This is a genomic window from Kutzneria buriramensis, from assembly GCF_003387475.1.
GTDB classification, from domain to species: Bacteria; Actinomycetota; Actinomycetes; order Mycobacteriales; family Pseudonocardiaceae; genus Kutzneria; species Kutzneria buriramensis.
Map to the genome: position 1 here is coordinate 386,460 of NZ_QUNO01000007.1, position 12,855 is coordinate 399,314.

General features: G+C 68.4%; 12 protein-coding genes. 10 read left to right on the forward strand and 2 right to left on the reverse strand.

Annotated features, from left to right (window positions below; genetic code table 11):
- Positions 1-34: 34 nt before the first annotated feature.
- The 8 genes from BCF44_RS22495 to BCF44_RS22535 all read left to right on the forward strand — a co-directional run bounded on the left by BCF44_RS22495 (position 35) and on the right by BCF44_RS22535 (position 6,525).
- Positions 35-724, forward strand: coding sequence for a VC0807 family protein (locus tag BCF44_RS22495; protein WP_246015411.1), 690 nt, complete (start codon positions 35-37; stop codon positions 722-724).
- A gap of 44 nt (positions 725-768) precedes the next feature.
- Positions 769-987 carry a ferredoxin gene (locus tag BCF44_RS22500; RefSeq protein WP_116176315.1) on the forward strand — a complete coding sequence of 73 codons (219 nt, stop codon included), beginning with the start codon at positions 769-771 and terminating at the stop codon, positions 985-987.
- The gene (locus tag BCF44_RS22505) at positions 984-2,309 is read left to right on the forward strand and encodes an NAD(P)/FAD-dependent oxidoreductase (RefSeq protein WP_116176316.1); all 1,326 of its coding nucleotides are present in this window, start codon (positions 984-986) and stop codon (positions 2,307-2,309) included. The genes BCF44_RS22500 and BCF44_RS22505 overlap by 4 nt, the downstream gene beginning before the upstream one ends.
- A complete protein-coding gene (locus BCF44_RS22510) occupies positions 2,306-3,535 on the forward strand; it encodes a cytochrome P450 (protein WP_116176317.1) in 1,230 nt (409 codons plus the stop codon). The genes BCF44_RS22505 and BCF44_RS22510 overlap by 4 nt, the downstream gene beginning before the upstream one ends.
- Positions 3,536-3,648: 113 nt before the next feature.
- Positions 3,649-4,848, forward strand: a complete 1,200-nt coding sequence (locus BCF44_RS56730) for a hypothetical protein (RefSeq protein WP_211353159.1) — start codon at positions 3,649-3,651, stop codon at positions 4,846-4,848.
- Positions 4,849-4,960: 112 nt separating this feature from the next.
- A complete protein-coding gene (locus BCF44_RS22520; RefSeq protein WP_116176318.1) occupies positions 4,961-5,407 on the forward strand; it encodes a DUF6010 family protein in 447 nt (148 codons plus the stop codon).
- Positions 5,408-5,544: 137 nt separating this feature from the next.
- Entirely contained in the window at positions 5,545-5,841 is a 297-nt protein-coding gene (locus tag BCF44_RS57700; protein ID WP_342775631.1) for a hypothetical protein, read from the forward strand.
- Between the two features lie 66 nt (positions 5,842-5,907).
- Positions 5,908-6,525, forward strand: a complete 618-nt coding sequence (locus BCF44_RS22535; protein WP_147328591.1) for a hypothetical protein — start codon at positions 5,908-5,910, stop codon at positions 6,523-6,525.
- Here BCF44_RS22535 and BCF44_RS22540 read toward each other — a convergent pair.
- On the reverse strand, positions 6,501-6,731 hold the full coding sequence (locus BCF44_RS22540) for a hypothetical protein (protein ID WP_116176320.1): 231 nt from the start codon (positions 6,729-6,731) through the stop codon (positions 6,501-6,503). The genes BCF44_RS22535 and BCF44_RS22540 overlap by 25 nt on opposite strands.
- Positions 6,732-6,837: 106 nt before the next feature.
- A complete protein-coding gene (locus BCF44_RS22545) occupies positions 6,838-7,062 on the reverse strand; it encodes a hypothetical protein (RefSeq protein ID WP_116176321.1) in 225 nt (74 codons plus the stop codon).
- Positions 7,063-7,668: 606 nt separating this feature from the next.
- Here BCF44_RS22545 and BCF44_RS22550 point away from each other — a divergent pair.
- Together BCF44_RS22550 and BCF44_RS22555 are read left to right on the forward strand one after the other, a co-directional pair.
- Complete coding sequence (locus BCF44_RS22550; protein ID WP_211353160.1) at positions 7,669-8,013, forward strand: beta/gamma crystallin domain-containing protein; 345 nt, start codon at positions 7,669-7,671, stop codon at positions 8,011-8,013.
- 1,371 nt (positions 8,014-9,384) lie between these two features.
- Complete coding sequence (locus tag BCF44_RS22555) at positions 9,385-12,792, forward strand: glycoside hydrolase family 84 protein (RefSeq protein ID WP_170217683.1); 3,408 nt, start codon at positions 9,385-9,387, stop codon at positions 12,790-12,792.
- Positions 12,793-12,855: the final 63 nt, after the last annotated feature.

Consider the following 12,855-nt stretch of genomic DNA (forward strand, 5'->3'; position numbering starts at 1 on the left):
TCAGGCGCCCTGTACGTGACAATCGGGAGTAGACATGCCGCCCAACACGTCCGATCCGGCCACCGCCACCGCCACCGACCGGCAGCCCGGCGGACGGCTGCGGAGTCCGGTTGTGCGCGCGATGGCCAGCACGCTCTTCTACGACATCGGTCTGTCGGTGATGGCGTACTTCGCCGCAGAACTGCTCGGGGCGAGCAACTTCCTCGCGCTGCTCGCCGGCACCCTGGTCTCCGGGTTGCGCACGCTCTGGGTGGCGCTGCGGCACCGCAGGCTCGATCCGTTCGCGTTTTTCCTACTGGTCCTGTTCGCCGTGAGCCTCGCGCTGAGCTTCGTCACCGGCGATCCCCGGTTCCTCCTGGTCAAGGACGCGGCGCAGTCCTGCACCGCGGGTCTGGTCTTCCTCGCCAGTTGCCTCGTCAAACGCCCGCTCGCCTACTACGCCGCCCTGCGGTTCGCCCGCTCGGCCGGCGACGCCGCGCACGGCCAGTTCCAGGCCGAGGCGGGGACCGCAGTCATGCGGGCCCGCTGGTTCCGCGTCTCCCTGGTCTGGGGGATCGGGCTCCTGGTCGAGACCGGTCTGCGGATCGTGGCCGTGTACCTGCTGCCGATCGCAGTGGCGGCGAACGTGTCGCAGGTGCTCGTGATCACCGTCTTCAGCCTGCTGTTCCTGTGGACCGTCGTGACGGCCAAGAGGGCGCAGCCCGCACCGCGGACCGCGTCGTGACCAACCCGGTGCGTGGAACGGACCGCACAGAAAGGAAAGGTGCCATGCGGGTCCTCGTCGATCTGAACCGCTGCCAAAGCTACGGGCAATGCGTGTTCGCCGCGCCTGAGGTGTTCTGGTTCCGGGGAGCGGAGTCGCTGGAGTACGACCACGTGCCGGACGCGGAGTCCGACCGGGCCACGGAGCGGGCCGCGCGGGCCTGCCCGGTGCAGGCCATCACCCTCGGCCCGGCAGTCGAGGCGATCGTCGGGGAGGCGGGGTGACGCCCGGGCGAATCGTCGTCGTCGGCGCCTCGCTGGCCGGCCTGCGTTCCGCCGAGTCGTTGCGGGCCAACGGGTTCACCGGCGAGTTGGTGATCATCGGTGACGAGCGGCACGAACCCTACGATCGCCCGCCGCTGTCCAAGGCGGTGCTGTCCGGAAGGGTCGGCAGCGACCGGCTGCTGCTGCCGAGGACGGGGGAGTTGAACGCGCGTTGGCTGCTCGGAGCCCGCGCGACCGGATTGGACGTGTCCACCCGTGAGGTGCGCCTCGCCGACGGACGCGTCGTCGGCTTCGACGGACTCCTCGTCGCCACCGGCGCTCGGGCCCGGCCCTGGCCGGACGCCGGCGAGGCCGCGCTGCGCGGCGTGCATCTGTTGCGCACCCGCGACGACGCCGATCGGCTGCGCGGCGATCTCGTCCAGGAGCCACGCAGGGTGCTCGTCATCGGCGGCGGTTTCACCGGGTCGGAGGTGGCGTCGAGCTGTCATGACCTCGGTCTGTCGGTCACCGTCACCCAGCGCGGAAGCGCGCCGATGGCGACAGCGCTCGGCGGCGTGGTCGCAGCGGCCATCGGCGTACGGCAGCAGGCGTGCGGGATCGACCTGCGGGCGCGGACCACCGTCACCGCGCTCAACGGTGACGCCGAAGGCCGGCTGACGCGGGCGCGACTGTCCGATGGGGACGTTCTCGACGTCGACGTCGCCATAGTCGCCACAGGTTCGGTACCCAACACCGAATGGCTTGCGGACAGCGGACTCGCCGCCGATGGCGGTGGCGTCGACTGCGACAGCGCGTGCCGGGCGCTCGACGTAACCGGGGCGGTGGTGGCAGGCGTGTACGTCGCGGGCGATGTGGCCCGCTGGCGGCATCCGCACTTCGACGCCGAGCCGCAGTCGTTCGAGCACTGGAGCAACGCCGTCGACCAAGCCGAGCTCGCAGCGCACAACCTCATCCACGAGGCGACGGACGTGCGACACAACACGGCGCTGCCCGCCTTCTGGTCCGATCAGTTCGGCATGAACATCAAGTCCGTCGGCCTGCCGCAGGTGGCAGACCAAGTCGTGCTCACCCAGGGCTCGTTCGCCCGGGGCCCGTTCGTCGCCGTCTACGGCCGTGACGGAATCACCGTCGGCGCGGTCGCGGTCAACTCGCCGCGCGTCATGGACGGCTACACGGCACTCGTCGCCGAGCGAGCCCCGTTTCCGCCTGCCATCAACGCCACCGATTCCCCGGCGTCGGTCGCCGTGCTCGACGCGGGCTTCGCCCGCACGACACCACATCGCGCACCCCTCACCCTGGCAGCCGACGGAGGACGGTCATGACCAGCACCCATCCCCACCCCGCCGCGACCGCCTACGGCCGACTCCTCGACCACAGCAACCGCCACAACCCCTATCCGCACTTCGCCGAACTCGCCAAGGAACCCGTCCACCAGCTCGACGAGCACAACTGGCTGGTCACCCGGCATGCCGACATCACCGCGCTGCTGCGCGATCCCCGCCTCAGCGCGCAGAACCCCGCGCCGACCGACCCGGACGCCCCGCTCGGTTCGGACGGCAAGCCGTTTCGGGGACCGTTGCTGATGCTGGATCCGCCGCACCACGACACGCTGCGGCAACGGACCATGGACCAGTTCGTGCCGCGGATCCTGGGCATGCGTCCGCGCATCGAGGCCATGGTCGCCGACCTGCTCGACCGACACGTCGGCACGGGTTCCGGCGAGATCGACGTCGTCGCCGCGCTGGCCTACCCGCTGCCGGTGGGCGTGATCTGCGCGCTGCTGGGCGTGCCGCCGGAGGAGGAGCCGGTGTTCCACTCCTTCGCGGGCCGGCTCACCCGCGCGCTCGACCCGGTCGAGACCCTCACCGAGCAGGAGATCACCCAGCTGGCGGTGACCCAGCGGGACTGGCGTGCGTACCTGATGCCCATGATCGAGCAGCGGCGCGCCCAGCCGGGCACGGACTTGATCTCCGGGCTGCTCACGAAGGGCGATCCGGCGACCAGGATGAACACCGTCGAGCTCGCTGTCACGCTGGGCCTGTTGCTGATCGCCGGCCACGAGACCACGGTGAACCTCGTCGCCAACGGCACTCTTGCCCTGCTGCGCAACCCGGACGTGCTCGATCGGCTCCGCGCCGATCCCGACCTGGCGGCCGCCGTAGTCGAGGAGGTGCTGCGCTACGACCCGCCGGTGCAGATGAACGGCCGGCACACCACCGCGGACATCGTCGTCGCGGGCCAGGTCGTGCCCGCCGGCGACCACGTCCAGCTGCTGCTCGCCGCGGGCAACCGCGACCCGCGCCGGTTCGCCCATCCGGACCGGTTCTGGCCGGAACGGCCGGGCAACGCCCATCTCGCCTTCGGCGGCGGCGTGCACTACTGCCTCGGCGCGGCACTGGCGCGGATGGAAGGCCAGGCCGCGTTGACCGCGATCGCCAGCAGGCTGAGCAACCCGCGTCTGGTCGTCGACCCGCCGCCGTACCGGCCGAACATGCTGCTGCGCGGGCCGGAAGAAGTCCGGGTGGGCTACGACGCCGTGACGACCTGACCGAGCGACAGCCACGCGCCGGCAACCCGAAGAAGGGAATCATTGACATGCAGAACAGGCCGTCGGGTGGACGTTGGACCCTGACTCGTCGCCGGATGCTTGGTCTGTCCGGAATGACGGCCGGGCTGGTCGCCGCGGGGATCACGAGGTGCGCCCCCGGCGGTGACCACGCGACAGGCCCGCAGGGCACGACGCCCGCCGGCGCTACGCCCGTCGGCGACACCCAGACGAGCCGGATCACCGCGCCGGCCGCGGCCGGCGTGTTGGGGGCAAACGTCAACCAGGACCTGGACACCCTGAACCTCGCCGAGCTGCATGCGGTCTCAGCGACCTGGCTGCAGGCTTTCTATCTCATGCAGAACGCCGATCGCGGCAACGTCGCCGACCAGCCCGGCATGCAGAAACTCACCACCGCCGTCGAGCAGGGTTACGGCACCGTGCTGAACCTGAGTTTCCCCTACGACAATGGAGTCCCGACCAGCGGCAGCGGCGCGATGCAGGTCGCGCTGCGACGCCTGGAGAAAGTCCTCGCCGTGGTCATGGGCAAGGTCGACGTCCTGGTCATCGGCAACGAACCCTTTTTCGAGTCGAGCCGACAGGACCGGGCCACCCCGGTGATCAACGAGTTCTACGAGACACTCGCCCAACACACCGTCCAATACCGACAACAACACCCTGAAGCAGGCAAGACCCAGATCTACATGGGCGCTCTCACCTCCCTGGAAAGCCTGCCCGCCGCGGAGGTCGCTCAGATCAACCGGTGGCTGGACTTCGCGAAGAACACCCCTGCCATCGCCGGGACGGACTGCCATCCGCATGTGGCCTCGCTGACGGACGCTCAGCGCTACCCCAGCTACATCCTGCCGCGGCTGCGCCCGGACCAGAAATTCCTGGCCACCGAGTTCTCGCTGGTCAGGTTGTACGCGAAACATCTCAAGGACCCCGTGTCCACCACGTTCGCCGATCGCTACGGCATCCCGCCCGGCACCCTGGTGTGGCAGGTCGGCGCCAGCGCGACTCAACGCCCGTTCCCGCAGGCCGAATGGAACGACTTCCTCACCTCCAGCCCGTGGTTCGAGAACAACAAGAACTTCATGTCCGACACCATGGCGTACTTCCGCGACACGGGCCGGTGCGCCATGGCCGGCTGGGGACTGTTCCAGGACGCGGGCGGGGCCAAGAACGTCGGCCCGGACACGCTGCCGTGGGTGTTCAACACCATGTTCTGCCCCTACACCTGTCAGCCGGGCGTGGACGGCCTACCAGGCCGGAACGTCACCTGGGCCGCCGAATTCCGGTCGCTCCAGAGGTGAATCGCGCAGCTCGCCGCCCGCTGCCCACCCGTGTGCAGCCTGGCGATTTCCCGTTGGTTTCTGGCAATCCAACCGCTGTCGCGCCGTGCGTGCAGCGGTTAGCGTCCAACTCGTGCTGATTGTCGCTCCGATTCTCATCGGTATCGCTTATGTGATCGTCATGTCCCTGTTTCGTGAGCCCGTCAGGCGACGGTTCAATGCCATCATGGTCGCCGGCGCCGGCGCCGCCTACTTGAGCAGTGGCAGCTTCGGTCCATGGGAGTTCGTTTTCACCGCGGTTGTCACCTACTGCGCATACCGTGGGCTCGATTCGTACATGTGGATCGGCATCGCCTGGTTGCTCCACACCGCTTGGGACGTCCTGCACTTTCTGCGCGGAGCGCCGATCATTCCGTTTCTCTCGCACTCGTCGCTCGGCTGCGCGATCTGCGACCCCGTGATCGCCGTCTGGTGCCTGGGCGGCGGTCCGTCACTGCCCGATCTGGTCAGATCATGGTTCGCGCGGCGCCCGTCGCGCCACCCGAACGGACTCGACCGCACGCTACCGTCGGCCGAGTAGGGGTGCAGGCGAGGGTCGGCCGCTTCACTGCACGGACGTATTCGTGGCCCCAGGCGGGAATTCCTCGATGCCGAGCACCCGGAGCAGCTCCAGCCGCTCACGGGTCCGTGCGTCCGCCGGGGTGCACGGTCGCCCAGTTGGCCATCGCGTGGGTGGCCGCGCGGGGCGAGGACATCGTGCCACTGGTCGGCTCGCGCACCCGCGAGCGGCTGGCCGAGGCGCTGCCCGCGATGGAACTGAATCTCACTGCGGGCGACCTCGCCGAGGTCGAGGAGGCGGTGCCGCTGGGAGCGGCGCGGCGACCAGTGCCCGACCGCATCCATGTCCAGTCTCGGCGTGGGGAACTGAGTCCGGTGCTCCGGGCTTCACGGACGCCTGGCGAGGCTCGACCACGCGGAACTTCCCGGCGCAGCCTCGTGAAGGCCGTCGAGTAGCGTCCCGGTATGTATTCCCTGCCGAAAACGGCGCCCAGGGCCCGTTCCTGGATCGGATTGGTCTTCGTGATCGCCGTGCTTGCCGCCGTGTGCGCGTACTTCGTCGGGCCCGGACGGGTCGAGGACAGCGCACTGACGTTGTTCGGCGGCGTTCCGGGCCATGCCACCGTGAACGAGTGCAGTGGCGTCAAGGGCGGCCGGCGGTGCACCAGCACGTTCGTCTCGGATCCCGGGGCGCCGAGCGTGCGGATCAGCGGCGTCCTGATCGAGCCCGCCAGTGGTCTGCAGCCCGGCACAACAGTGGCAGGCCGCGTGGCCGGCGCGGAATCCACTCAGATGTACGCGGACGGGAGCCTGGTGCAGCTGATCCCGCTGACCATCTTCGGCGGCACACTGCTGGGCCTGATCGTCCTGCTCGTGCGGTTCCCCCTTCGGGCCGCGATTCACCTGTGGCGCCCCGACATCTGGCCGTATTCCGTGTGGCCGCCGCGGGTACCGCGCGCTGGGCGGATCGGGGCTACGGCAGCCAAGGTGAGCGCCACGCTGCTGGCCGCCGGTTTCGCGCTGGGCATCGCGAGCGGCGTCGGCGTCTGGTGGGCTATTGGCCTGCTCGTGGTCATGCTCGCGATCGCGGCGACGGTAATCGTCCGCAAGGCACGTCATCGGGCTGCGGCGAGTCCCTGAACAAGGCACGGATCGTGTACCTGCCACCTGGACGACGGCATCTCGCGCACGCGAATCTTGCGCCGCTTGGTCATGTGCGCGCGGACGGCGTCGTCGAGGGTCGCGACGGTGAGTCGAGGCGGCCGCCCGGTCAGGGTGGGCTTGCCGAGGTGATCGTCGTTCGTGACGTGGAGTGCCGTCAGAAGGGCGTTCAGGCCGGTCCTCACGAACTGATCTTGAACATCCTTCGTCCGCCTCCAGCTACTGCCCGGACTTCGGACCTACTCGTCCAATGGTTGTGGGACCGGGTTCCGGCCCCACAACGGTGTTGGATCAGGCGCTCAGGATGGGCAGTGCGGTCTGGGCCACCGCCCGACTGGTGTTCGACGTGGCCTCGTCGTGGGCTACGGTCAGGTCCCTGGCCCCTCGCTGACAGCCGTTGTAGGCCGTGCGGATCCAGATGGTGAAGGGCGGCGAGCCCGGATCGCTGTCGGTGCCGTACAAGGTGCAGTCGGGCAGCAACGCGGTGACGAGCGTGGTGCCGCCCTGGATCAGCACGGAGTTCAGGGCACGGCCTGGTGAAAGCAGGTCAACGCACGACTGTCCCGGCGAGTGCCCCGCAGGCGACGCTCAGCCTTGAGCAGCCGACTGACGTACCGGGCATGAAGATCTTCTTTGGCGGGAGTTCTTCTCGTGAGATCACTTCAGCGACCTGTCGGTCGGCACCAACCTTGTGCAACACCCTTACGGTACTCGCGGATCTGGAACTGACCTCATGTGGTTGACCAGGCGGGACCGCGCCGTGTCGTGGATTGCCCCGCGTCGGTCCGGGGCATGCCCGGCAGTCGGAATACGTAAATCGTCCGATCGTGCAGCGCATACGTACTACTGGATTATTGGGTGCGTGACGCCGCCGCAGAAGGGAGTCTGAATGGTCGTGTCACGCCGAGGCGGGCTGGGGCACCTTGAGTGGCGACCGGGCGGCGACTACTGCGATACCGCAGCCCGGAGAGTGAACACAGCGAGCCTTACGAACACGCGGCAGGCAGCGAACGGGCTGGCTCCGTGGGGCGAGTTCGGCTTGGCTGGTTGTTCTGAATTCTGTTCTTGTGCTCACAGAGGAGATGTGTAATGAAAGAATTTGCGAAACGAGTGGCTGGGGCCGTGCTGACGACCGCCGCGTTGGTGGCCTCCCTTACCGTTGGCGCGACCGCCGCCTCCGCCGCGCCCGCGATCAATACCGTCCCGTGCGACCGGCCCGACTACCTGCAGCTCACCTTGCACCGGTCCGGCGGCTCGGAAATCTTGGAGTGTTTCGCCAACGGCGGAGAGTGGGACTATCCCGGCAATCAGCCCTTGTGGGTGACCCGGATCTCGACCGGCAACAACCGTGTCCAGTGGCACGGGGACGGAGCGTGGCAGCCGGCTACCCCGATCGGCAAGAACACCGTCTTCACCTGGCCGCACTTCCCCGGCGGGGTCAGGATCGACGCGATCAGGATCGTCTGAACCGGCGACGACAGCGACCGTTCGCCGTTTGTCGCTGTCGGGACGTGCTGGTGGCCAGTAGATAGGTGACGACGCCGTGTACCGAAGGGTCTTGCGGGCACGGGATGGGGGCGGTTCGGATCGCGCGAGCCGACCCTCGACCCGTTCATGCGCGCGGCCCAACTCCGTCAAAGCCACATCGACGACCACGGAGAATACGATCCACTGCGATCCGTCCAAGTGTCGTTGCAGTATTAACACGGAACCGCGGCTGACGACCGATACGTCGGCGACAGCCGCGGTTCCGTGCCGAGTGCGCCAGTACCGCACGTTGCCCATTTTGTGAGTATGTCGGCGGGCCCCAGATGCTCGGTCGCATCTTCGCTCGCCGGCCATGACTTCGCAACTCGCCAGGATTCAGGTTGAACTGGTCGGCCGACTCGGAAGTCATATCCGCCCGATTTTCGGCGAGTGCTACGGCGATCCTGTGGGTTTGCCTCCACGGCTTCCGAGGCCGGAAAGCACATCGCGGCCAGCGGCGCGCCGGCCTCGCCGGAGCGTACGGCCGGGACGTCAGAGGAGTAGTCAGCATGGTGACCGCATGCTGTGTTTGGTCAGGTTGGCACCCGGTGATTCGACGCCGCTGCGACCGAGCTCGATGCGGGGGAGTCGAAGTCCCTCCGGAGGAAGATGCCGGCCGCGGCGTGGAGAGAACGTTCGACCTGGGGGCCTTGTAGTCCACAGATGGTCCGCAAGGCCATGGTCGCGTGATCTTGGCATGATCGATCTGAGATAGACGGGAGCCGCGCTGACCTGGCTTTCGGCTGGATCGGCGGGGCTCCGCTGACCGTCGGGACGACAGGATTTGAATCTGCGGCCCCTTGGCCCCCGGTTGAATCCAGTGACAACGGTGTGCTCGTGTCCGTTCTCCAGGCCCGGCTCCAAGTCTACTTGTCACAGTAAAGGAGTCTGTGAATCTGCCTATTGATCACGGATGGGTGCGGGATGTGGGCGTTCATCTCAATACGTGGGCATCCGTGGGTGCCGGCATGATCGGCCCCGCATGGGGGTCGGCCTGCTGAGACTGGGGCGTGGCCGACCCTGATGTAGTTCGCGGCAGGCGCAGTGCAGTCGCGGCGAGGTCATGCTGGTGCCTCGGTGTGGGTGTCCGTCGACGTCGGGATGGAAATGTGGGATTACGCGTCACTGGCGGTTTTGACGGATGAGAACACAATGGCGAAAGTTGTCCTGGACAATCTCATGTCAACCATTGACAACAGCTTCCTGTAGTTGTGTCATTACTCTGCGTCAACCTGGTGTGGGTCGAGTGGCCCGAACCGCCGGCAGTCGCACGTACGACCTCTCGCCGACCTGACGACCCGGGGAGGACCGATGTTCCGTCGTGGTGTGGATGCCTGGCTCGCGTTGTCGGCCGCACTGGCGGTCGGTCTGCTGGCCGCAGGCACGGCGGTGGCCGACCAGTCGGCGACCGATCCGGAGTCGCTGCCAGCGATTTACCCCGTGCCGCAGTCGATCCAGCGGCACGGCCAGCCCGTGCGCCTGGGACCGGCGGTGGCGGTGGTGAGCGGGGCACACACCGACGCGGCCGCGGTCGGTGTGGTGCTCGACCTGCTGCGTTCCGCCGGCGTCAGTCGGATCGACCAGACCGACGACACCGGCCGGATCCAACCCGGCGAACCGGTGGTCGACGTCGGCGGCGCCGAGGAGAATCCCGACAGCGACAGGACGCTCGCCGGTCTCGGTGTCACTGACGCCACCGGCCTGCCGGCCGAGGGCTATGTGGTGGCGGACGGCCGGGTCGGTGACCACCCCGTCGTCGTGCTCGCCGGCCACGACCCCGTCGGCACGTTCTACGCGGCCCAGACCCTGCGCCAGTCGGTCCAGGGGGCTACCGGCGTCGTGCCCGGCGTGGAGGTCCGGGACTGGCCGGCCTATCCGGTGCGCGGCGTGATCGAGGGGTTCTACGGCCCGCCATGGTCGGACCAGGCCAGGGCCGACCAGCTCGACTTCGACGGCCTGCACAAGCTGAACACCTACGTCTACTCGCCCAAGGACGATCCTTACCTGCGCGCCCAGTGGCGCGTCCCTTACCCGGCCGCGCGGCTGGCGCAGCTCACCACGCTGGTGGAGCGGGCCGGCGTCGACCACGTCCACTTCACCTACGCGCTCTCGCCCGGCCTTTCGGTCTGTTACAGCTCGACCGCCGACGAACAGGCGCTGGTCGCGAAGTTCCAGTCGCTGTGGGCCATCGGCGTCCGCGACTTCGCCATTCCGCTCGACGACATCAGCTACACGAGTTGGAATTGCCCGGAGGACCAGGCGGCGTTCGGCACCGGCGGCGCGGCGGCCGGCGCGGCCCAGGCGTATCTGGTCAACGAGGTGCAGCGCGACTTCATCGCCACGCATCCGGGCGCGGCGCGGCTGGAGATGGTGCCGACCGAGTACTACGGCGTGGCCGCGAGCCCTTACAAGGACGTGCTGCGGACCCAGCTCGATCCGGCGGTCGTGGTGGAGTGGACCGGAGTCGGCGTGGTCACGCCGACGATCACCGCCGGCCAGGCGGCCGCCGCGCGATCGGTGTTCGGTCACGACATCCTGGTCTGGGACAACTACCCGGTCAACGACTACGCCCCCAACCGGCTGCTGCTCGGCCCGTACGTCGGCCGCCAGGCGGGCATGTCAGGCTCGCTGGTCGGCCTCACTGCCAATCCGATGATCGAGCCGATGGCCTCCGACGTCGCCTTATCCGGGGTGGCCGACTTCACGTGGAACGACCGGGCCTACGACCCGCAGCGTTCGTGGCAGGCCGCGCTGGACGAGTTGGCCGGTCCGGACCCGCTGGCCCGGCGGGCGCTGGACGCGTTCGCCGACCTGGAGCACTACTCGCAGATCGATCCGGTGCAGGCGCCGGTCCTGGCGGGCAGGTTCGCCTCGTTCTGGCAGGCCTGGGAGAACGGCGACGATCGGGCGGCCGGCGCCCTCGACGACTACCTGCGACTGATCGAGGACATTCCCGCACTGCTCGACAGCCACATGCACAACCCCGAGTTCGTCGCGGAAATCCGGCCCTGGCTGGATGCGGCCGCGACCTGGGGCCAGGCGGACCGGGCCGCGCTGCGCATGCTGGTCGACGAACGCGCCAACCGGGGCTCGGCGGCCGCCGCGGACCGGGTTCAGGCCAGGACGCTGGCGACGAAGGGGGACGCGTACCTGCACCCGCGGTTGAGCGGCACCGTCACGGTCGGCGATGGCGTGGTGGACACGTTCGTCAACTCCGCGTTGGCCGAGAACGAGAGGTGGCTCGGACTGACCGGCCTGCGGCCCGTCGCTCAGACGTCGTTGTCGGCCTACCAGAACCACACGCCGGACAAGATGGTGGACGGCGACGTGGACACCTACTTCTGGAGCGACCGGCCGCCGTCGGACGGCGACGTCATCGGTGTCGACCTCGGCTTGGACCAGCCGATCGCCGGCGTGGCGGTGCACATGTCCAAACCGGACAGTCCGGATGACTACCTGCACCGCGGCGTGCTGGAGTACTCCAGCGACGGCCGCACCTGGACGGCGATCGGCACCTTCGCCGACACGCCCACGGTCATCGCGACCCCGCCAGCGGGTACCGTGGCTCGCTACGTTCGCTTGCGTGCCAACGGAAGCCAGGGCAACTGGGTGGTCGTCCGTGAGTTCACCGTGACCGGACCGAACATCGGCCCGATCACGGTCACCGGCGGGCCCACGCCCGCCGCCGGGTCGAGGCTGGCCGCGGCCGCCGACGGCGATCCGGACACCGCCTACACGGCGAGCACATCGCCCGCGCCTGGTGACGCGCTGGTTGTCGGACTGCCGGCGACTCGACCGGTTCGTTCGGTCGAGGTGGTCGGGCACGGCTCGGGCACCGTGCAGTTGCACGGCACGGATGGCTGGCACACGATCGGAAAACTCGCCGACGGTTACACCGCCCTGACCGACGGCGGGGTGCGCGCCGACGCTATCCGCCTGCTGTGGACCCCGTACAGCGCACCGCCGGCGATCGACGAAGTTGTTCCGGTGTATGCCGACCGGCCCGCCGTCACACTGAGTCCGGTGCCGGCCCGACTCGATATCGAGGTGGGGCAGTCCACCGCAGTGACCGTGGGGCTCACGGCCAACGGCCTGAGCGATGAGCATGGCGTGCTCCTGGCGAGGCCGGCGGCCGGTGCGCTGGTCACGCCGCCCGCAGCACCGGTGACCGTGGATCGAGGCGCCCAACCCACGAGAACGCTGACCGTCGAAGGAATCGCGGTGGGCACTTACCGGATTCCGCTCAGCTTCCTGCCGGATGGTGGCGCTACGCCCACGACGGTAACCGTTAGCGTGCATCCGAAGACCAGCAAGAAAAACGTGGCCCTCACGTCTGCCGGCGCAGTGGCGAAGGCGTCCAGCGTCGAGGACGACCTGGCCCAGTTCACACCGGACCATGCCATCGACGGCAACCTGGCCACGCGCTGGTCGTCCGACTACACCGACGGCGAATGGTTACAGGTGCGGCTGGCCGCGCCGCAGCACGTCGGCGAGGTTGTGCTGTACTGGGAAACTGCGCACGCCAACGGTTATCAGATCCAGACCTCCGCCGACGGTCTCGCCTGGACGACGGCGGCGTCCATTGCGGACAGTCAGGGCGGCACGGAGAGGGTCTGGTTGGACCAGGCCGACGTGCGATACCTGCGGATGCTCGGCGTCAGCCGCTCGACCCAGTTCGGCTACTCGCTCCGTGAGCTCCAGGTGTACCCGGTCGGCTGACGCCGGCCAGTTTCGACGCCTGTGGGGTTCCAAAAGTCGGTCCACGGGTCCGACCTGCGACAA

What these genes read in the sequence shown, in the direction of transcription:
- BCF44_RS22495 (WP_246015411.1), top strand. Translation starts at nt 35, where the DNA reads ATGCCGCCCAACACGTCCGATCCGGCCACCGCCACCGCCACCGACCGG.
- BCF44_RS22500 (WP_116176315.1), top strand. Translation starts at nt 769, where the DNA reads ATGCGGGTCCTCGTCGATCTGAACCGCTGCCAAAGCTACGGGCAATGC.
- BCF44_RS22510 (WP_116176317.1), top strand. Translation starts at nt 2,306, where the DNA reads ATGACCAGCACCCATCCCCACCCCGCCGCGACCGCCTACGGCCGACTC.
- BCF44_RS56730 (WP_211353159.1), top strand. Translation starts at nt 3,649, where the DNA reads ATGACGGCCGGGCTGGTCGCCGCGGGGATCACGAGGTGCGCCCCCGGC.
- BCF44_RS22555 (WP_170217683.1), top strand. Translation starts at nt 9,385, where the DNA reads ATGTTCCGTCGTGGTGTGGATGCCTGGCTCGCGTTGTCGGCCGCACTG.